Below are 18,792 nucleotides of genomic sequence, written 5' to 3'. Positions count from 1 at the left end.
CATGAAGATCAGTCCGCCCGTTGCCCCGGTCTCTCTCGTGATCCGACAGCGTGTCAGCGACATGCTGCACGCGGCGACATCGGCCAAGGTCGTGGTCCTGCGCGCGCCGGCCGGCTTTGGTAAGACAACTGCGATGCTGCAGTACAAGGCTCAACTGGATGCGTCGTCGGTCGCCACGACCTGGCTGACATTTGACAGTGCCGATAATGATCCCGTGCGGTTCTTGTCGAGTTTCGATGCGGCCTTGGCAGCTATGGTCCACGACGATGCGTCTTCCGGCCTCGAGCACGCGATGCCTGGGGAGATCGGCGAGATCGCACTGCGGATCATGGAGCGCCTCGCCGGATGCACCGAACCCTTCGCGCTCTTTCTCGACGATTTCGAGGTTCTGCAGGAACCCGGCGTGATTGCGTGGATTCGTGAGGTGATCGACCATTTGCCACGGAATGGCCGGCTCGTCATTGGCGCACGCGGGCTTCCCGACCTCAAGCTCGGTCGCATGCGTGCGCGCGGTCAGCTCCTGGAAATCGATGCATCGGTGCTGCGTTTTTCGATTGAGGAGACCGAACAGTTTTTTCGCACCGTACGCCCCGTACCGCTTACCACCGACGAGTTGCAACGACTTCATCGCAAGACCGAGGGTTGGGCGGCGGCGTTGTGGCTCGCCTCGGCATCACTCGAGCGCAGCGGGGCGTACGGAGAATTCATCGATCGATTTTCGGGCACCAACTACTCGATTGCCGCCTATCTTGCAGAGGATGTCATTGCGCAGCAGCCGGAACCGATGCGCCGCTTTCTGTTGCGCACCAGTATCTTGCGCTACCTGAGTGTTCCGGTGTGTCAGGCCTTGAATCCCGATATGGATTGCGAAGCGGCTCTGCATCAGCTTGAGGCGTCCAGCCTGATCACACCCATCGAGAGTGAGGATCGAGCGTGGCGCTACCATAGCCTGATCGCTGATTTCTTCAAGGCGCAACTACAACGCGAAGCTGCTGCCGAAATGCCCGGATTGCATCGCGCGGCGGCTGCCTGGTACGAATCTCAGCAGAGGCCAGTGCCGGCCATTGACCACGCGCTGGAAGGGGGCGATTTCGGGCGGGTCGTCGACATGCTGACCAAGCACGCGCCGACGTTGCTCGGACAGGGTCGTATGCGGTTGCTCACACGGTGGTTCGATGCGCTGCCCGAGAATGTGCTGCTAATCCACCTTCCACTGCAGGCTATCCGGATTTGGGCACTTACGTTCACCCGCGGTCCGTGGGAGGCAATGGAGCTTCTGGACCGCGGGAAATTGAGGGATACGCGAGACGCCGCGGTGCGTCCGCATATTCTGGCGCTGCGACCGACCCTGCTCGCGATGATGGACCGCTTCGACGAGGCGCTCGACGTAGGGCTCGAATGTCTGAAAGATTGGCCGACCGGCCTCGCGCTCGCGGACATGATGCTGGCCAATACGATGGCGAACGTATTGGCCGTGCACGGACGCAACGAGGAGTCGCGCATCTTGCTCGAGAAGGCGCGGCACGCGCAGAGCACGGACTCCAGCGCATTCAACCTGATGTACTCGGAAACCGTTGAGGCGATTTTCGATTTGCAGCAGGGGCGATTGCGAGAGGCTGCGGCACGTCTCCGAATTGCCGTCAACAGCGGAAGCGCACACTCCTATGGCTACGCCGGGGGCAATGCATGGGCAGGCGTCATGTACGCCGCCATGATCTACGAGGCCAACGATCTGAAGCAGGCGGCACATCTGCTGCAGACATACGTGCCGCTCGCGCGTGACGTCCTCCTGCCCGATCACGTCACGCTGGGATATACGATGCTTTCGCGGATCGCCTTCGCGCGCGGCGACGTCGACCAGGCCTTCGAGATGCTCACCCAGCTCGAGTATCTGGGCCATGTCAGACGTCTCGGGCGCATGGTCGCCGGCGCCAAACTCGAGCGTGCACGTGTCCTGTTGATGCAGGGTCATGAACGGGCCGCGAAGGAAGAGATTGCACGCGCCGAAGATCTCGCGATGTGGGAGCGTGTCGGCCGCTTGCACTTGATCGGCAACGATCTTGACTATCTGGAGCTTGCGCAATTGCGTTGGGAAGCGCTGGCCGGAGACGCGCGGGCTGCCGCGGCACGCTTGCACGCAGCGGCCGACGACGCAGTCAGGGTCGGCCGCCAACGACGAGCAATGAAGTTGCGGCTGCTATGTGCGTTAGCGCATCAGCGAGCCGGGGAGCCGGCGGCGGCACTGGCCGTCATGGGGGCGCTGCTCAAGTCGGCTTGTGCGGAGGGATACGCCAGAATTCTGCTCGATGAGGGCGGTGCCCGAATCGGGCCGTTACTGCGTCAGGTTGCGCGTACTCGAGAGGCGAACGCCACAGCTACGCGCGATCCTGCGCTGACCGAATATGTGACGCGGCTGACGCAGGCGTGTGGTGACTTCGACGAATCCGGAGATTCGACGGCAGGCGCGCGGCCGCAATTGCTCGATCCGCTGACACCCAAGGAGATTCGCGTGCTGCAACTCCTCGCGGAAGGTTATTCGAATAGCGCCATCGCCGAAAAGCTGTTCGTTTCCGACAGCACTGTCCGAACTCATCTGCGTAACATCAACAATAAGGTCGGTGCGCACAGTCGCACACAGGCCGTCGCGATCTCGCGGCGTCTCGGCGTGATTGCGTGAGCGCGCAGAATGGGTGTTCCGCGGCGCGCACTTGGCGCAGCGATGGCGCCTGATACGCGCGGGCGGCAGGATATGGTCAGTTCCTTGCGTCGGCGTTCCGGCCAACACGTATCGGCTCACCCGGAAATCTCCACGAGATAGCTGTTGCCCGCGTTCTCGTCGAGTCGGGCAAAAAAAACGGTGCGCGAACCCTCAGATGCCAACATGGGCCGAATCGTCGCTTTCGACGATTCGGTTGACCAGCAACTGACACAACATGTCTGCAGTAATTGGACAGACGCGCAATCGACGCAGGAGGTCGGGTATGGCGGGTGCGCTGGAAGGCTTGAGAGTGATCGAGTTCGCCGGTCTAGGGCCGGCGCCGTTCTGTTGCATGATGCTGTCCGATCATGGCGCCGATGTACTCAGGATTGTGCGTCCGCGAGACGATGGTCAAGAGGCGCATGCTGATCCGCACGACGTTTTAGCGCGCGGCCGACGAACGGTCCCGCTCGACCTGCATCGACCCTCCGCAGTAGATGCGGCGCTCGCGTTGATCGCACGCTCGGACGTGCTGGTAGAGGGTTTCCGCCCCGGTGTCATGGAGCGGCTCGGCCTGGGTCCCGATGTCTGCCTGGCCGTCAATCCGAAGTTGATCTACGGTCGTATGACAGGCTGGGGACAAGTTGGTCCGCTCGCGCATGCCGCCGGCCACGACATCAATTACATTGCGATCAGCGGTGCCCTGCATGCGATTGGCAGGTCAGGCGACGCCCCGGTGCCACCGATGAACCTGATCGGGGACTTTGGCGGTGGCGGCATGATGCTCGCCTTTGGCGTGATGGCCGCGTTGCATGAGATGCGCCAGTCAGGGCGCGGGCAGGTGATTGACGTTGCGATGACCGATGGATCCGCGCTATTGTCGGCGATGATGTATGGCATGAAGTCGTCGGGAAACTGGACCAGTCGGCGCGGTGAAAACCTTCTGGACGGGGGCGCGCCGTTCTACGACACCTACGCTTGCGCCGACGGGAAGTACATTGCGATCGGCGCTATCGAGCCGCAGTTCTATGCCGAACTTCGTGAACGCTGCGGCATAGAGGATCCGTTGTTCGACGTCCAGATGGACACCGCAAGGTGGCCTCTGCTCAAGCTCAGGTTGGCCGACGTCTTCCGCACGCGCACACGAACCGAATGGTGTGCGCTACTCGAAGGCTCGGACGCGTGTTTCGCCCCGGTGCTGGATTGGGACGAGGCGCCTGAGCATCCACACAATCGTATGCGCGGCGCCTTTGTTTCGCTTGAGAGTGTGATTCAGCCCGCAGCGGCGCCGCGATTCTCGCGCACTCCTGCGGCCGAACCGCGATCACAAACGATCGTCGCGCTGGATGATGCCATCGGGCTATGGGCTTCATCACAACGTCCGTAGCGGGCTGAACGATAGGTGCCGCGGCTGCAGGGCTACGGTGTGGATTCCGTGATCGAGAAGACCAGTGTTGGAAAGGTTGATAAGAAGTGCTTACGTGAGCGATATGGAAAGCAGGCGTTGTGAGGGTATGGTCGATCGGCCGTATTGGCGAAGGCGGGGCGTCGGCATGGTCGATTGGCCTGAAGGCAAGGAGGAGATAAGGAATGGATTTGGGAGCGAAGCTGAAGGGGCAGCGAGTTTTGATTACCGGCGCATCGTCCGGTCTCGGTGCTCATTTCGCCAAGCTGGCCGCGCATTGCGGGGCAGACGTGGTGATCGGCGCGCGGCGGCGGTCGCAGCTCGATGTGCTTGCGACCGAGTTGTTCTCTCTCGGCGCGGCGGCCGTGACGATCGTCGAACTCGACGTGACGAGCGAGGAATCGGTGAAACGCGCCTTCGATACCGTTTCCGCGACAGGCAAGTTGATCGACGTGGTCATCAACAACGCGGGTATCTCGAGTGCCGGGCTCGCGATCGATCAATCGATCGAACACTACGATGCGGTGATGGCAACCAATCTGCGTGGAGTGTGGGCTGTCTCGGTCGGCGCTGCGCGGCGCTGGAGAGAGGCAGGGTGCGGTGGGTCGATCGTGAACATCGCGTCGATTCAAGGTGAGCGAGCGGCGCCTGGCCTTGCCGCGTATTCGACATCGAAGGCAGGCGTTGCGCATATGACGAGAAGTCTCGCGCTCGAATGGGCGCGCTATGGAATCCGCGTCAATGCGATCGAACCGGGTTACGTGAGCACCGAGATGACCGACGCGATGTGGGATACCGAATACGGCAAGGCACTGATCGAGCGTATCCCGATGCGCCGCCTCGGCAAACCAGAAGAACTGGATGGCGCATTGCTGCTGCTCGCTACCGATGCCGGCTCGTGGATGACCGGCTCCGTGATTGCCGTCGACGGTGGGCACCTCTGCTCCGCGCTGTAGCGACCGATCGGCCAAACGAAACGATCGCGCAACAGGGGGCGGTCGTTGCATGAAGTTGCGTGGGCGCCAGCGCGACATGCAACGCGCGGATTTCCGTCGGTTTAGACGAGGCGGAAGCGCGGCGGTTTTCCTAAGCTGGCGTGCAGGTCAACTCACGCGCCATTCACTCCGGATGGACGCCTATCATGCGCAATTCGATACAAACCAGGGTTACACGCCTGCTCGGAATCGATTATCCGATCATACAAGGCGGCATGCAGTGGGTGGGGGTGCCCGAACTCGCCGCAGCCGTCTCCAATGCGGGCGGCCTCGGTATCTTGACCGCGCTGACCCAGCCAACGCCGGAAGACCTGCGTCGGGCAATTGCTCGCACCCGTGATCTAACCGACTGGCCGTTTGGCGTCAACCTGACGATCCTTCCGAGCATCAATCCACCACCGTATGCCGAATACGTCGAGGCGATCATCGACAGCGGCGTACGCGTCGTCGAGACGGCCGGTAACAGTCCGGCGGACTTCATCGTCCGCTTCAAGTCAGCCGGCGTAACCGTCGTGCATAAATGTACGACGGTGCGGCACGCATTATCCGCCGAGCGAAACGGCGTGGATATGGTATCGATCGATGGATTCGAATGTGCCGGACACGGCGGCGAAGACGATGTCGGCGGACTGGTGCTCATCCCTGCCGCAGCACGGGCGCTGAAGATTCCCGTTATCGCATCCGGTGGTATCGCGGATGGACGTGGGATGGCCGCCGCGCTGGTGCTGGGCGCCGAAGGCGTGAACATGGGGACACGTTTTTGCGCGACCCAGGAAGCGCCCATCCACGACAACATCAAGCGGGCGCTGGTCGGCGGATCGGAACGGGATACGACCTTGATCCTGCGTACATTCAAAAATAGCGTTCGCGTCTTGCGAAATGCCCTCGCGGAAGCCGTGGTCGCCGCGGAACGGCAGCCGGGCGGTTGTGCATTCGACCACATTCGCCCTTTGGTCGCGGGCGCACGCGGCAGGGCCGCGCTTCACGCGGGAGCCGTCGATGACGGCGTGATTACGGCAGGTCAGAGCATCGGCCTTATCGACGACATTCCCACGTGCGCGGAACTGATTGCGCGAATGATTCGGGAATGTCGCGAGCGCATGGACGTGGGCGTGCGGTGTTTCGTGTGAACGCAGCGGCGACGGTGCAGCTCGACGGTGCCGGTGATTCGTCGCTTTCGACGATGTTCGCGTTGAAACGAATTTCTATACTGCGCTGCAGGAACCGGTAACGTGGCCGGCGACAAGGAGAACCCATTGTTTCAAGGTGAAAGCATCGAAGTTTTGCCGCTGCATGACGGCCTGGTGGAGCTACGCTTCGACCGGCGTGACGCTGCAATCAACAAGCTTGACGCGCGCACCATGGACGAATTCTGTCAGGCGACGCAGCGAATCGCGGGTTCGCCCGATGTGCGCGGCGTGCTGGTTACCAGCGCGAAAGACGTGTTCATCGTAGGGGCGGACATTACTGAATTCGGCGCGAAGTTCCGGCAATCAGCCGACGAAATCGCAAAGGACACGCGAGAATCGAATGAACGGGTCGACGCGTTCGAGGATTTGACGATACCCAGCGTGGTGGCCATCAATGGTTTAGCACTCGGCGGCGGTCTGGAGATCGCCCTGTTGGCGTCGATGAGAGTAATGTCGGCGTCCACGCAAGTGGGCGTGCCCGAGGTCAAGCTTGGACTGATCCCAGGGCTTGGCGGGACAGTGCGGCTCTCGCGATTGGCAGGTCTTGCAACGGCAATGGAGTGGGTCGCGAGCGGCAAGTCGGCGGATGCACCGACCGCGCTCGCAAACGGTGTGATCGACGAGATCGCTCCACCGGAGAGTTTGCGTGAATGTGCACTCGTCTTGCTTCAACGTGCCATCCGTGGCGACGTCGACTGGCGAGCCGCGCAGCGTCGCAAGCTCGAGCCGCTGCCTGTGTCGGTGGAGGAGGCCGCCGATACCGCGGAAGCAATCCGTGCAAAGAGCATTTCCGTTGGTGGCAAACATCAACCGGCGGCGTTGATGGGAATCGAAATGATGGCCGTCGCCGCGGCGCACGATCGCGCTGGTGCGCTCGACCTGGAATCCGCCGAGTTTGGCCGCATCGCGCGCACGCAAGCTGCCGGCGCGCTGGTGCAAGCGTTTCTCAATCAGCAGGCGCTAAAAAAAACGTTCAAGCACCGCGCGACAGGCGGGCGCCCAATCAGGCAGGCGGCAGTACTCGGGGCCGGCGTCATGGGAGGGGGAATCGCGTTCACCAGCGCACTGCACGGTACGCAGGTGCGTTTGAAGGATGTCGCTCAGCCACCCCTTGATCTGGGGATGGCAGAGGCCGACAAACAACTCGCGAAACTCGTCAAGCACGGTCGACTGGACCAGAACAAGGCCAATGCCGTGCGTGCGGCGATCGTTCCGCAGCTTGACGATTCAGGTTTCGGCGAGGTCGATTGCGTGATCGAGGCGGTAGTCGAGCGCCTCGATGTCAAGCGCAAGGTGCTGGCTGAACTCGAGGGCGTTATTGGGCATGACACGGTGATCGCATCGAATACTTCGAGCCTTCGCATCGACGATATCGCTCTGTCGTTGAGCCGGCCTGAGAATTTCATCGGCATGCATTTCTTCAACCCGGTGCCCGTGATGCAGCTCGTGGAGGTGATCCGCGGGACGAGGACCAGTGAGGCCGCCGTATCGACCGGGGTGAGCTACGCACTGGCGATGGGCAAGACCCCGGTTGTCGTGAAGGATTGTCCGGGTTTTCTGGTCAATCGCATCCTGACGCCATACATCAACGCGTTTCTACAGCTCGTGGCCGACGGCGCCGATTTCGAGGAAATCGACCATGTGATGGAGGCGTTCGGGTGGCCGATGGGGCCGGCGTACCTGCAGGATGTGGTTGGTATGGATGTCGGCTCGCATGTGGCGGATGTCATTGGCACCGGCTATCCGGAGCGTATGCGACCGGTCGAGTCCAATGCAATCCATCTGATGGTCGCGAACGGACGTTACGGTCAGAAGAGCGGTGCGGGTTTCTATCGTTATGAAAAGAACCCGGAGGGCCGTCTTCGCAAATTGACTTCGCCCGACGCACACGATCTGGTCGCCGCGGTGCAGTCGCAGGGAAGACGCACGTTTCCCGATGGAGAGATCCTCGACCGCATGATGGTCGCGATGATCGTCGAGGCTGCGCACGCGCTTGAAGACGGCGTGGTGGCCACGCCGGCCGAGCTCGACACGGCATTGCTGCTCGGCGTCGGATTTCCCGCATATGCCGGTGGCGCACTCAAGTACGCCGACTGGCTCGGCCTCGATCATGTGGTCGCGCTATGCGAGAAGTATGCAGATCTCGGCCCAGGGTACATGGCTACGCCGCGCATGCGCGAAATGGCCGCTGCCGGCGATTGCTACTACCCGGCCTGAGTCAACGCGTTCACTTTTTTTCAGGGATTGACAATGAAACTTGATTCCAGCGTTGCCGCCGTCGTCACGGGCGGCGCTTCAGGTTTGGGTGCCGCCACGGCGCGCCACCTTGCCTCCCGCGGCGTTCGAGTCGCGCTGTTCGACTTGAACGCCGAACTGGGCGAGGGGCTCGCTCGAGAAATCGGTGGCGTGTTTTGCAAGGTCGATGTGACCTCCGACGAGCAGGTCGAATTGGCATTCGCGTGCGCGCGTACCGTGCATGGGCAAGAGCGTGTGCTCGTCAATTGCGCGGGCACCGGGTATTCGGCCAAGACGGCGAGTCGCGATAAGTCGACGGGAGAGGTTCGGCATTTTCCGGTGGCCAATTTCGATCGCATCATTCAGATCAACCTCGTGAGCACGTTTCGCTGTATCGCCGGGTCTGCCGCCGGTATGTTGACGTTGGATCCGCTGCAGGACGGCGAACGCGGCGTGATCATCAACACGGCTTCCGTGGCGGCGCAGGACGGGCAGATCGGGCAGGCGGCCTACAGCGCGTCGAAGGCGGCCATCACGGGCATGACTCTGCCGATCGCGCGCGACTTGATGGGTGAGGGCATTCGAGTCAATACGATCATGCCGGGGCTCTTCAATACACCGTTGATGCAGGGGCTGGCGGATAACGTGAAGGCCGCGCTGGTCGAGTCCGTTCCGTTCCCGAAGCGCCTCGGGCATCCGGACGAATATGCGCAACTGGCCGAGACGATGATCGTCAACGGCTATTTCAACGGCGAATGCGTGCGGCTGGATGGCGCAATTCGCATGGCGCCCCGTTGATTCCATAGGCAGTGTTGCCGGACGCCTGCGCGAGTTTCGGACGTCGAATTCGAGCAAGGCCACGCGCGCGCTGATACGCGATGACATGCCAGCGAAATGGACTTCGCGCGTGTCGGCCTGGTGCCGGCCTGGCGATCTGCCGCTGATCTGCCGCGCGTCGAGCGCGTCCGGAACCACCCGCTTCGACTGGTACGAGGCGGCGTAGTCGGACCGCCTTCCGCCGTTAACCCGACATCGTTCGAATGGAGAGAAATCATGTCTGAAGCCTTTATCGTTGCTGCCGCACGCACTGCCGGAGGTCGCCGCAATGGCCGCCTGTCCGGTTGGCATCCCGCCGACCTCGCAGCACAGGTGCTTAATGCTCTGATCGAGCGCGCGGGAGCAGATCCCGCTCTCGTGGAAGACGTCATCATGGGATGCGTCGGACAGATCGGCGAGCAATCGATGAATATCGCGCGCAGCGCCGTGCTCGCGTCGCGCCTCCCCGAGTCGGTGCCGGCTACGTCGATCGACCGCCAATGCGGATCGTCGCAACAAGCTCTGCACTTTGCCGCCCAAGCAGTGATGTCCGGCACGATGGACGTTGTGATTGCTGCGGGTGTGGAAAGCATGACGCGCGTTCCGATGGGAACCCCGAGCACGCTTGCGCAAAAGAATGGATTCGGCTTCTATGTCAGCCCGCAGATGCAGCAACGCTATCCCGGAGTCGAATTCAACCAGTTTCACGGCGCCGAGATGATGGCGAAGAAGTACAACCTCGAGAAGGATGTGCTCGATGCTTATGCGCTGCGTAGCCACCAACTTGCGGCTGCCGCGACTCGAGAGCGCCTGTTCGAGCGCGAAATCGTTCCTGTCGCTGCGCGTCTGAAGGACGGAGCGGATCTTGGCGAGCCGCATGTCATTGACGAAGGCATCCGCTTTGATGCAACGCTCGAGGCGATTTCGTCGGTGAAGCTGCTCTCGGACGATGGGCGTGTGAGCGCAGCCACCGCAAGCCAGATCTGTGACGGTGCGAGCGGCGTCATGATCGTCAACGAACGGGGCTTGAAATCGTTGGGTGTGAAGCCGCTCGCGCGCATTCATCATATGAGTGTGATGGGACACGATCCGGTAATCATGCTGGAGGCGCCGTTGCCGGCAACGCAGCGTGCGCTTCAGAAGGCCGGTATGACGATCGACGATATCGACCTGTACGAAGTCAACGAAGCATTTGCGCCGGTGCCGCTCGCATGGTTGCAAGCTCTCGCGGCGGACCCCGATCGACTGAACGTCAACGGTGGTGCGATAGCGCTCGGCCATCCTCTCGGCGGTTCGGGTACCAAGCTGATGACCACATTGGTATACGCGCTGCACCAGCGCCGCAAGCGCTATGGCTTGCAGACGATGTGCGAGGGCGGAGGCATGGCCAATGTCACGATCGTGGAACGCCTCGAATGATGATCGAACATCGTGAACGAGTGGAGGGTGGCTGAGCATGCACCGGTCACTGGCGCCGGTCGATTCAGGACAGTTCGCGAATGAAGAGAGGGCGGGCACCGAGACCTGGCTTCACTTTAGCTGCCAACACTGACTCAAGCGCCGAGATACATCTGTCCTGACGCTGCTGCCGACGTGTGGAGCGGCGTCAGCTGAACAGTTCCACATATTGTCGTTGCAATCGGTCTTTGATAAACATGCGCGATTTGTCCTTGAACCATAAGCTTGCGTCCCTGATCGTCGTTCTATGGAGCGGTTTGTTTCTGATCGGTCTGTTAGGCGCATGGCAGAACCGGACGTCGATGATTGCGGACCGGCGTGAACAGCTTGCGAGTCTCACCGCGCAGGCATACGGCGTTAGCGAGCACTTCTACAAGTTGTCGCAGCGGCACGCAATGACTGAGGCCGACGCGAAGCGTACTGCGCTCGAAGCGATCGCCGCGATGCGCTATGGCAGAGACGGCTACCTCACGATCAGTGATTCGAACGCGGTGATGGTCATGCATCCGATCAAGCCTGAGTTGGATGGCAAAAGCATGTCTGGCTTGACGGATCCCTCGGGGAGACGTTTGTTTGACGAGTTCTCGAAAATCGGAGGGGGGGCTGACGGCTTCGGCTTCGTCGAATACAAGTGGCCGAAGCCGGGTGCCGATAAGCCGATCGACAAGACGAGCGTCGTTCGTCGCTTTGCACCTTGGGACTGGTACATCGTGACCGGCATGTACATGGACGATCTGCAGGCAGCCGTCCTGGCGAACGTTGGTCGCTGGCTCGCGATGACGGTCGTACTCGGCTTGGCCGCGACAGCAGTGATGGTGCTCGTGCTGCGCAGTGTGCGTACCAATCTCGGCGGCGAGCTCGAGGCCGCGCTGGCGACAGCGCAGCGCATCGCGCAGGGCGACCTGACCGCGCGCATCGAGTTGCGGCCTAACGATCGCGGCAGCCTGCTGCATGCGCTGCACATGATGCAGGGCGGGTTGATCGACATGGTGTCGCGCGTCCGGACGGGTACCGAGAACATCAACGTCGGCGCGAGCGAGATCGCATCCGGCAACACCGACCTGTCGCAGCGCACCGAGGAGCAGGCAGCCGCGCTCGTGCAGACCGCGTCGAGCATGGACCAGATGACCGCGAACGTGAAGCAGAACGCGGACAGCGCCGCGCAGGCCGCGACGCTTGCCGGCCAGGCGGCGCAGGTCGCGACGCGCGGCAGCGAGGTGGTGGACGACGTCGTGCGCACGATGAACGAGATCACCGACCGCTCGCACAAGATCGGCGACATCATTGGCGTGATCGACGGGATCGCGTTCCAGACCAACATCCTCGCGCTGAACGCGGCCGTCGAAGCGGCACGGGCGGGCGAACAGGGTCGCGGCTTCGCGGTGGTCGCGGCCGAAGTGCGTTCGCTCGCGCAACGCTCGGCGACGGCCGCGAAGGAGATCAAGTTGCTGATCGTGTCGTCGAACGAAACCGTCGAGCACGGCGCGACGCTCGTCACGCACGCGGGCGAGACGATGGCCGAGATCGTGCAGTCGGTGCGGCGCGTGAACGAGATCCTCGACGAGATCAGCCATGCATCGCGCGAGCAGAGCGCGGGGATCGAGCAGGTCAACCGCGCGGTGAGCGAGATGGACCTGGTCACGCAGCAGAACGCGGCGCTCGTCGAACAGGCCGCGGCAGCCGCGCATTCGCTGCGCGATCAGGCCGAGGCGCTGCGGGATGCAGTCACACGCTTTGAGTTGCCGATAGATGTCACCAGCGCTTCGCCGTCGGCCAGTGGCACTCGGCGACACCCGCCCGATTTGCTCGGCTTCTCCAGCGCTGCGACGTTACTGTGTAGCGCTTCGGCGTGATGAGGTAGGGGCGCTGGGCCGATGCAACGGGGGCCAAGTCAAACGGACCGCAGGGCCTCCGCGATTTTCTTACCCAGTATGTGATGGTGATCGGCTGAAAAATGCACGCCGTCTACGGGGCTGACTTCGACGACTTTGCCGACATCCAGAAAGTGCGCATCTGCATTTTGAGCGACTTGCTCGTACAAACCCGCAAGCTGACGAGACTTCGCCGCACCACCCGCGAATATCTCGCCCAGAAAGCCGACTTCGGCAATAGGCGCTGGCGCCATGAGTACCACCTTCGGTGATTTGCCTGCAGGGCCTGCGTTGCAGGCTGCCACTTCGGCAAGCAACACGCCGACCGAGATCGCGATGTCGGCGGGCGTGACGGAGAAGCGCGCTTTCAGATCGTTCGTGCCGAGCATCAGCACGACGATGTCGAGCGGCAGATGGCTTTCCAGGCACGGGCGCAGATACGACAAACCGTTCTTGTGCCGACCTTCGATCGGGTCGTCGTGGACGGTCGTGCGTGCGGGAAGCCCTTCCTCGACGATCCTCCAGCCTGCGCCCAGCGTTTGCGCGAGGACGCCCGTCCAACGCTCCTCGCGATCGAAGCGCTCCAGCACGCCGGGGCGCGTCATCGGACGCGTGCCGTGGGTGTTCGAATCTCCGTAGCACAGCACGGTTTTTTGCGTCATCGTCATCTCCATGGTTGTGGGTTTCTTTCAATCGTGTAGCAGTACGACAAACGGGCGCCAGCGGAAAATTCGCACGCCAGTCAGTCCTTCGGCAGACGCAAGACGTCGAGTGCCTCCTTCGAGAACTCGACCCAGAACTGCTCGTGCGCGATACCCGCGTTCAGCACCAGACGCCGAAGGCGCTGCGCACGTGATTCAGCGTCGGTCGGAAAGTCGTGTGCCTCGATCTGCCGATACAGGTCCAGTTTTTCCTGGTGCAGTGCGATACGTCGCCGGATTTCCTCTTCCAGACCGGCGGGGCCGAGCACGGCTTCCGCGCGCAGCCGGACCATCAGCGCTTCGCGCAGTGGCGTCGGATTTTCCTGCTCGGTGATCCAGCGACGCAATTCCTTCTTGCCGGCCGGCAGGATCCGGTATGCGCGCTTGCGGCCACGCCCCGATTCCGCCGGTAGCGATTCGATCCACCCCGACTCCTCGAGGCGGCCCAGCTCACGATAGATCTGCTGGTGGGTCGCCTGCCAGAAATAGCCGATCGAGCGATCGAAGCGGCCGGCGAGTTCCGAGCCGGAACCGGGGCGTTCGGCAAGGGCGGTGAGGAGTGCGTGGGGCAGTGACATGTCGAAGCGAAGGAAGGAATCCGGGAGATTAGCGGCATCTTGCCATATTGGGGACATAGGGTTAACCACGCGCACATTCGTCTATGCAACGTGTTGCATGAAAAAGAGCCGGCAGCTAGTATTCGATGCAACAAGTTGCATAAACGATGAGGCTTTGATGACCCGATACCCCCACTTGATGGCTCCGCTCGAGCTTGGTTTCACATCGCTCAGAAACCGTGTGCTGATGGGCTCGATGCACGTCGGCCTGGAAGAGGCGCCGAACGGCTTCGAGAGGATGGCAGCGTTTTACGCCGAACGTGCGCGAGGCGAGGTCGGCCTGATCGTAACCGGCGGGATCGCGCCGAATGAGCGTGCGCGTCCGATGCACGGCGGCGCAATGCTGACCACCGAGGAGGAAGCCGAGCACCATCGCGTGATTACCGGGGCCGTGCACGCGCACGGCGGCAAGATCGCGATGCAGATCCTGCATTTCGGCCGCTATTCCTATCAGCCCAACCTCGTCGCACCCAGTGCGCTGCGCGCTCCCATCAATCCGTTCGTCCCGCATGAGCTGACCGACGACGAGGTGGAGCAGACCATCGCCGATTTCGTGAACTGCGCCGCGCTGGCGCAATACGCGGGCTACGACGGCGTCGAGATCATGGGCTCGGAGGGTTATCTGATCAACGAGTTCATTGCGGCACGCACCAATCAGCGTACCGATCGTTGGGGCGGCGCATATGAAAACCGCATTCGTTTCCCAGTCGAGATCGTGCGCCGCGTACGCGAGCGCGTCGGGCGCAATTTCATCATCGTGTATCGATTGTCGATGCTCGACCTGGTCGAAGGGGGATCGACGCTCGACGAAGTGATCCAGCTCGCACAATCGGTCGAGCGCGCAGGCGCGACGATCATCAATACCGGCATCGGCTGGCACGAAGCCCGCATTCCGACAATTGCGACCAAGGTCCCGCGCGGCGCGTATGCATGGGTTACGCAACGACTGATGGGCAAGGTGTCCGTTCCGCTGGTCGCGACCAACCGCATCAATACGCCGGAGATTGCCGAGAAGTTGCTGGCAGACGGCGCGTGCGACATGGTGTCGATGGCACGACCGTTCCTGGCCGATGCCGATTTCGTCCGCAAGGCCCGCGAAGGGCGCGCGGACGAAATCAATACCTGTATTGGCTGTAATCAGGCATGCCTGGATCACACGTTCGCGGGCAAGATTACATCCTGCCTCGTGAATCCGCGCGCGTGCCACGAGACCGAAATCGTGATCCGCCCGGCCGAGCGACGCAAGCGAATCGCAGTGGTCGGAGCAGGGCCCGCGGGGCTGAGCTTCGCAGTGACGGCGGCCGAACGTGGTCATGCGGTGACGCTGTACGAATCCGGTGCGGAGATTGGCGGACAGTTCAACATAGCCAGGAAAGTGCCCGGAAAAGAGGAGTTCAACGAGACGCTCCGCTATTTTCGGAAACAGATCGCGCTGCGCGGCGTGGAGCTTCGACTCAATACCCGCGCAACCGCCGAGCTGCTGACGCAAGGCGGTTTCGACGACGTGGTGCTGGCCACCGGCATCGTGCCGCGGACGCCGCCGATCGATGGCGTAGACCACCCGAAGGTGCTCGGCTATCTCGACGTGCTTCGGGACGATAAAGCCGTGGGCCGCGGTGTCGCCATCGTGGGCGCCGGCGGGATCGGTTTTGACGTGGCCGAATACCTGACCCATAGCGGCGAACCTGCAAGTCTGAATCCGGAAAAGTTCTTTGCGGAATGGGGCGTCGATCCCGCGTATACGAACGCAGGCGGCCTGCGTGAGCCGCAACGCGAGCCCACGCCTCGGCAGGTTCATCTACTTCAGCGCAAAACATCCAAAGTCGGCGACAGGCTCGGCAAGACGACCGGGTGGATTCACCGCACGGCGCTGAAAGCGCGTGGCGTGGAGATGTCGTCGTCGGTCGAGTACCAACGCATCGACGACGACGGTCTTCACGTGACGATCGACGGCGTGCCGCGAACGCTGGCGGTCGACCACGTAGTGATCTGCGCCGGACAAGAGCCGTTGCGCGAGCTGGAAAAACAGCTGCAGGCAGCGGGATGCACGGTCCATCTGATCGGCGGCGCCTGCGAGGCAACCGAACTCGATGCCAAGCGCGCCATTCACCAAGGCACCACGCTTGCCGCCACACTTTGACGAGCGCCTCTTTCCGTTTTCTACCGGAGTTCTTCATGACGAAAACATCTACCGAGCTTCATCCTGCCGTCGAGAAATCCCTCGCGATCTGGCATTCGTTTATCGAGCGCAACGATCTCGGCGCTCTCGATACCATCGTTCATCCGGACGCAGTGTTTCGTTCGCCGATGGCCTTCAAGCCATACGGTCCGGCACCCGCGTTGATCCTGGCGCTACAGACCGTGGCAACGATCTTCACGGACTTTACCTATCACCGCCAGTTTGGCAGTGGCGATGGCCTGAGCGTGGTGCTGGAATTCAGTGCAACCGTGGGGGAGAAACAGCTCAAAGGCATCGACATGATCCGTTTCGACGAGGAAGGCCGAATCGTCGAGTTCGAGGTCATGATCCGTCCGCTCAATGCGCTGCAAACGCTGGGCGCCGAAATGGGCGCGCGTCTGGGCCAGTATCTTCCCGCATACAAAGTCAACGGCTGAGGTTTGCCGTTCCCTCGACCGACGTGGGAATGAACCATGACCGACACAAACGCCTACCGCTTTTGGGAGCACAGTTATCCGCGCGCACTGCGCGGCTATCGACTGGATGAACGTCTTCTGCCGGAATCGTTGAGCGTGCTTGCCTCTGATGCGCGGACGCGCTTCGGCGGCCGCACGGCATTCACGATCGTGCTGCCGAACGGCTTGAGCGCGAGCCTGAGCTACGCTGATTTAGATAGTCACTCGAACGACTTCGCGGCGTATCTGGCAAGTACGGCAGGCCTCGCGATCGGTGACGTGGTGGCGATTCAACTACCCAATTCGCTGCACTATCCGATCGCGGTGTTTGGCGCCTGGAAAGCCGGCCTGGTCGTTACCAATGTCAATCCTCTCTATACCGAGCGAGAGTTACGCGCCCAACTGCAGGACAGCGGCGCCAAGATTCTGGTGACCCACAGTCTGTCGCTGGAGACTGCTGCGACGGTCGCCGCCGAGACAGGCATTCGCATCATCGTCGCCGGGCTTTGGGAATTTTTCCCGGCGCCGGTCGCGGCCGCCATCGAGGCAGCGCTGAGCGCCGAGACGGGACCTGGCGGTGCGACGTTGATCTCGGCGCACACGGGTTTCGCCAACGCGCTGGCCGACGGTCGTACACATGGCAATCCGTCCGTCGACCGCCGCCACCCCGTCGCCTTGTACCAGTACACGGGCGGAACGACCGGGCAAAGCAAGGGGGCGGTGCTGGAACACCGCAACATCGCTTCCGTCCTCCGGATGACCGACGATTTTCTCTCGGCATTCGACACGCCGTTTCACGCTGACGACGTGATGTTGACGGCTTTGCCCCTGTACCACGTCTTCGCGTTCGCCATCAATTTCTTGATGACGTTCAGAAAGGGCGCCCATAACGTTCTCACGCCGAAGCCGCGTCCGCTGGTCAATTTGCGGCCTGCGTTCGAGCAGTTCCGACCCACCTGGATGACCGGCGTGGATACCATGTATGCGGGATTGATGGCCGAATCGTGGTTCCGTGAGAAACCTCCGGCATTGCGTTATGCACTGGCCGGAGGCACCGCCACCAGACCGGATACGGCCGAGCGCTGGGCCGGCATGGTTTGTCCCCTCGTCGAAGGTTACGGGATGACCGAGACCTGCTGCATCGTCTCGTTCAATCCGCCGAATGCAAATTACCGCGCCGGATCAGTGGGGCTGCCCATGCCCGGCAGCGAGATACGCGCGGTGGACGGCGACGGCAGGCCGGTAGCGGCGGGCGAACGCGGCGAGTTACAGGTGCGCGGTCCCCACGTCACTTCCGGATACCTGAATTGTCCTGGCGAGAACGCCACTGCTTTTGCAGAAGGGTGGTTCCGCACCGGCGACGTAGTCACGATCGATGCAGACGGCTGGATCACCGTTGTCGATCGTCTCAAGGACATGGTGCTGGTATCGGGTTTCAACGTGTACCCGAACGAAGTCGAGTCGGTCATTGCCGCTCACCCGGATGTCGCTGAGGTGGCTGTCATCGGCGTACCCCACCAGGCTACGGGAGAAGCGGTTTGTGCCTACGTTGTCGCGCGTCGGCCGGAACTGACGGACGAAGACGTGATCGCGTTCTGCCGAAAACAACTGACGGGATACAAGGTTCCCAAGCTGGTCCGATTCGTTGGCGATCTGCCCAAGTCGGCGGTCGGCAAGATCCTGCGCGCGCAGGTACGAGATATGTCATGAATGTCCGCGCACCTTGAACGGTTCCGAGTTTTGCCCATCGCATCGTGACTTCGCGTAGCAATACATGAAGAACGAATCTATTCACGTCGGCATGGACTTCTCCGGCACGAATCCCGGCCGACCCTCATTGATCCGTTTGATGCGCATCGGCGCCCAACCGCAACAGCCCGGATCGCAAGACATCGACGAAGAGCGATGGATTTAGCGGTTGATGCACCCGTTGTCAACTGACTGGAGGGCCCTGTCTAACCGTCTGCGCAGTCTTGTTTAACGTGGTTCACTTCGCGTGCCGGTGCGAAAACGTTCGTTTGTGTTCGTTTTTATTCGTTTTCGGGGTGGTGTGTGTCGCGCCTGGCCGTCGAGGCCGGTATGGCCGACATCCCGCGCCCGAGCGACGCTTCAGTGTCGGAAGCGTCGCTGTATCGGCGAATCTCGCGTCCTCATCCTCAAGCAACTGACATG

Annotated in this window: 14 protein-coding genes; 12 read left to right on the top strand and 2 right to left on the bottom strand. The window is 61.8% G+C overall.

Going from position 1 to position 18,792, the window contains the following annotated elements; all coding sequences use genetic code 11:
* The first annotated feature begins 1 nt into the window (after position 1).
* The 8 genes from SB786_RS02625 to SB786_RS02590 all read left to right on the top strand — a co-directional run bounded on the left by SB786_RS02625 (position 2) and on the right by SB786_RS02590 (position 12,650).
* On the top strand, positions 2-2,677 hold the full coding sequence (locus SB786_RS02625; protein WP_410726049.1) for a LuxR C-terminal-related transcriptional regulator: 2,676 nt from the start codon (positions 2-4) through the stop codon (positions 2,675-2,677).
* A gap of 304 nt (positions 2,678-2,981) precedes the next feature.
* A complete protein-coding gene (locus SB786_RS02620; RefSeq protein WP_410726048.1) occupies positions 2,982-4,085 on the top strand; it encodes a CaiB/BaiF CoA transferase family protein in 1,104 nt (367 codons plus the stop codon).
* Positions 4,086-4,288: 203 nt separating this feature from the next.
* Positions 4,289-5,059 (top strand): SDR family NAD(P)-dependent oxidoreductase, encoded by a 771-nt coding sequence (locus SB786_RS02615; RefSeq protein ID WP_410726047.1) that lies wholly within the window; start codon positions 4,289-4,291, stop codon positions 5,057-5,059.
* A gap of 197 nt (positions 5,060-5,256) precedes the next feature.
* Positions 5,257-6,228, top strand: coding sequence for an NAD(P)H-dependent flavin oxidoreductase (locus tag SB786_RS02610; RefSeq protein WP_410726184.1), 972 nt, complete (start codon positions 5,257-5,259; stop codon positions 6,226-6,228).
* A 102-nt stretch (positions 6,229-6,330) separates the two neighbouring features.
* Positions 6,331-8,505 carry a fatty acid oxidation complex subunit alpha FadB gene (gene fadB, locus SB786_RS02605; protein ID WP_410726046.1) on the top strand — a complete coding sequence of 725 codons (2,175 nt, stop codon included), beginning with the start codon at positions 6,331-6,333 and terminating at the stop codon, positions 8,503-8,505.
* A gap of 33 nt (positions 8,506-8,538) precedes the next feature.
* A complete protein-coding gene (locus tag SB786_RS02600; protein ID WP_410726045.1) occupies positions 8,539-9,321 on the top strand; it encodes an SDR family NAD(P)-dependent oxidoreductase in 783 nt (260 codons plus the stop codon).
* Positions 9,322-9,576: 255 nt separating this feature from the next.
* The gene (locus tag SB786_RS02595; RefSeq protein WP_410726044.1) at positions 9,577-10,758 is read left to right on the top strand and encodes an acetyl-CoA C-acetyltransferase; all 1,182 of its coding nucleotides are present in this window, start codon (positions 9,577-9,579) and stop codon (positions 10,756-10,758) included.
* A 236-nt stretch (positions 10,759-10,994) separates the two neighbouring features.
* Positions 10,995-12,650, top strand: a complete 1,656-nt coding sequence (locus SB786_RS02590) for a methyl-accepting chemotaxis protein (protein ID WP_410726183.1) — start codon at positions 10,995-10,997, stop codon at positions 12,648-12,650.
* A gap of 38 nt (positions 12,651-12,688) precedes the next feature.
* On the opposite strand, the gene SB786_RS02585 is transcribed toward SB786_RS02590, so the two are convergent.
* Positions 12,689-13,330 carry an SGNH/GDSL hydrolase family protein gene (locus SB786_RS02585; protein WP_410726043.1) on the bottom strand — a complete coding sequence of 214 codons (642 nt, stop codon included), beginning with the start codon at positions 13,328-13,330 and terminating at the stop codon, positions 12,689-12,691.
* 80 nt (positions 13,331-13,410) lie between these two features.
* Complete coding sequence (locus SB786_RS02580) at positions 13,411-13,947, bottom strand: PadR family transcriptional regulator (RefSeq protein ID WP_006760467.1); 537 nt, start codon at positions 13,945-13,947, stop codon at positions 13,411-13,413.
* 157 nt (positions 13,948-14,104) lie between these two features.
* Between SB786_RS02580 and SB786_RS02575 the strand changes: the two genes are divergently transcribed.
* From SB786_RS02575 to SB786_RS02560, 4 genes are all read left to right on the top strand, one after another.
* Positions 14,105-16,126, top strand: a complete 2,022-nt coding sequence (locus tag SB786_RS02575) for an FAD-dependent oxidoreductase (protein WP_410726042.1) — start codon at positions 14,105-14,107, stop codon at positions 16,124-16,126.
* A 35-nt stretch (positions 16,127-16,161) separates the two neighbouring features.
* Entirely contained in the window at positions 16,162-16,602 is a 441-nt protein-coding gene (locus SB786_RS02570; protein WP_410726041.1) for a nuclear transport factor 2 family protein, read from the top strand.
* 36 nt (positions 16,603-16,638) lie between these two features.
* On the top strand, positions 16,639-18,330 hold the full coding sequence (locus SB786_RS02565; protein ID WP_410726040.1) for an AMP-binding protein: 1,692 nt from the start codon (positions 16,639-16,641) through the stop codon (positions 18,328-18,330).
* Between the two features lie 64 nt (positions 18,331-18,394).
* Positions 18,395-18,535 carry a hypothetical protein gene (locus SB786_RS02560; protein WP_410726039.1) on the top strand — a complete coding sequence of 47 codons (141 nt, stop codon included), beginning with the start codon at positions 18,395-18,397 and terminating at the stop codon, positions 18,533-18,535.
* The last annotated feature ends 257 nt before the right edge of the window (positions 18,536-18,792 follow it).

This window comes from Burkholderia sp. SIMBA_062 (genome assembly GCF_046534765.1).
GTDB classification, from domain to species: Bacteria; Pseudomonadota; Gammaproteobacteria; order Burkholderiales; family Burkholderiaceae; genus Burkholderia; species Burkholderia ambifaria.
This window is presented reverse-complemented; position numbering and strand designations above follow the sequence as displayed.

Excerpts from the sequence above, each read along its gene's own strand:
- SB786_RS02585 (WP_410726043.1), bottom strand. The coding sequence starts at position 13,330 with ATGACGCAAAAAACCGTGCTGTGCTACGGAGATTCGAACACCCACGGC.
- SB786_RS02565 (WP_410726040.1), top strand. The coding sequence starts at position 16,639 with ATGACCGACACAAACGCCTACCGCTTTTGGGAGCACAGTTATCCGCGC.
- SB786_RS02560 (WP_410726039.1), top strand. The coding sequence starts at position 18,395 with ATGAAGAACGAATCTATTCACGTCGGCATGGACTTCTCCGGCACGAAT.
- SB786_RS02570 (WP_410726041.1), top strand. The coding sequence starts at position 16,162 with ATGACGAAAACATCTACCGAGCTTCATCCTGCCGTCGAGAAATCCCTC.
- SB786_RS02620 (WP_410726048.1), top strand. The coding sequence starts at position 2,982 with ATGGCGGGTGCGCTGGAAGGCTTGAGAGTGATCGAGTTCGCCGGTCTA.
- SB786_RS02595 (WP_410726044.1), top strand. The coding sequence starts at position 9,577 with ATGTCTGAAGCCTTTATCGTTGCTGCCGCACGCACTGCCGGAGGTCGC.
- SB786_RS02590 (WP_410726183.1), top strand. The coding sequence starts at position 10,995 with ATGCGCGATTTGTCCTTGAACCATAAGCTTGCGTCCCTGATCGTCGTT.
- SB786_RS02625 (WP_410726049.1), top strand. The coding sequence starts at position 2 with ATGAAGATCAGTCCGCCCGTTGCCCCGGTCTCTCTCGTGATCCGACAG.
- SB786_RS02580 (WP_006760467.1), bottom strand. The coding sequence starts at position 13,947 with ATGTCACTGCCCCACGCACTCCTCACCGCCCTTGCCGAACGCCCCGGT.
- SB786_RS02600 (WP_410726045.1), top strand. The coding sequence starts at position 8,539 with ATGAAACTTGATTCCAGCGTTGCCGCCGTCGTCACGGGCGGCGCTTCA.
- SB786_RS02575 (WP_410726042.1), top strand. The coding sequence starts at position 14,105 with ATGACCCGATACCCCCACTTGATGGCTCCGCTCGAGCTTGGTTTCACA.
- SB786_RS02615 (WP_410726047.1), top strand. The coding sequence starts at position 4,289 with ATGGATTTGGGAGCGAAGCTGAAGGGGCAGCGAGTTTTGATTACCGGC.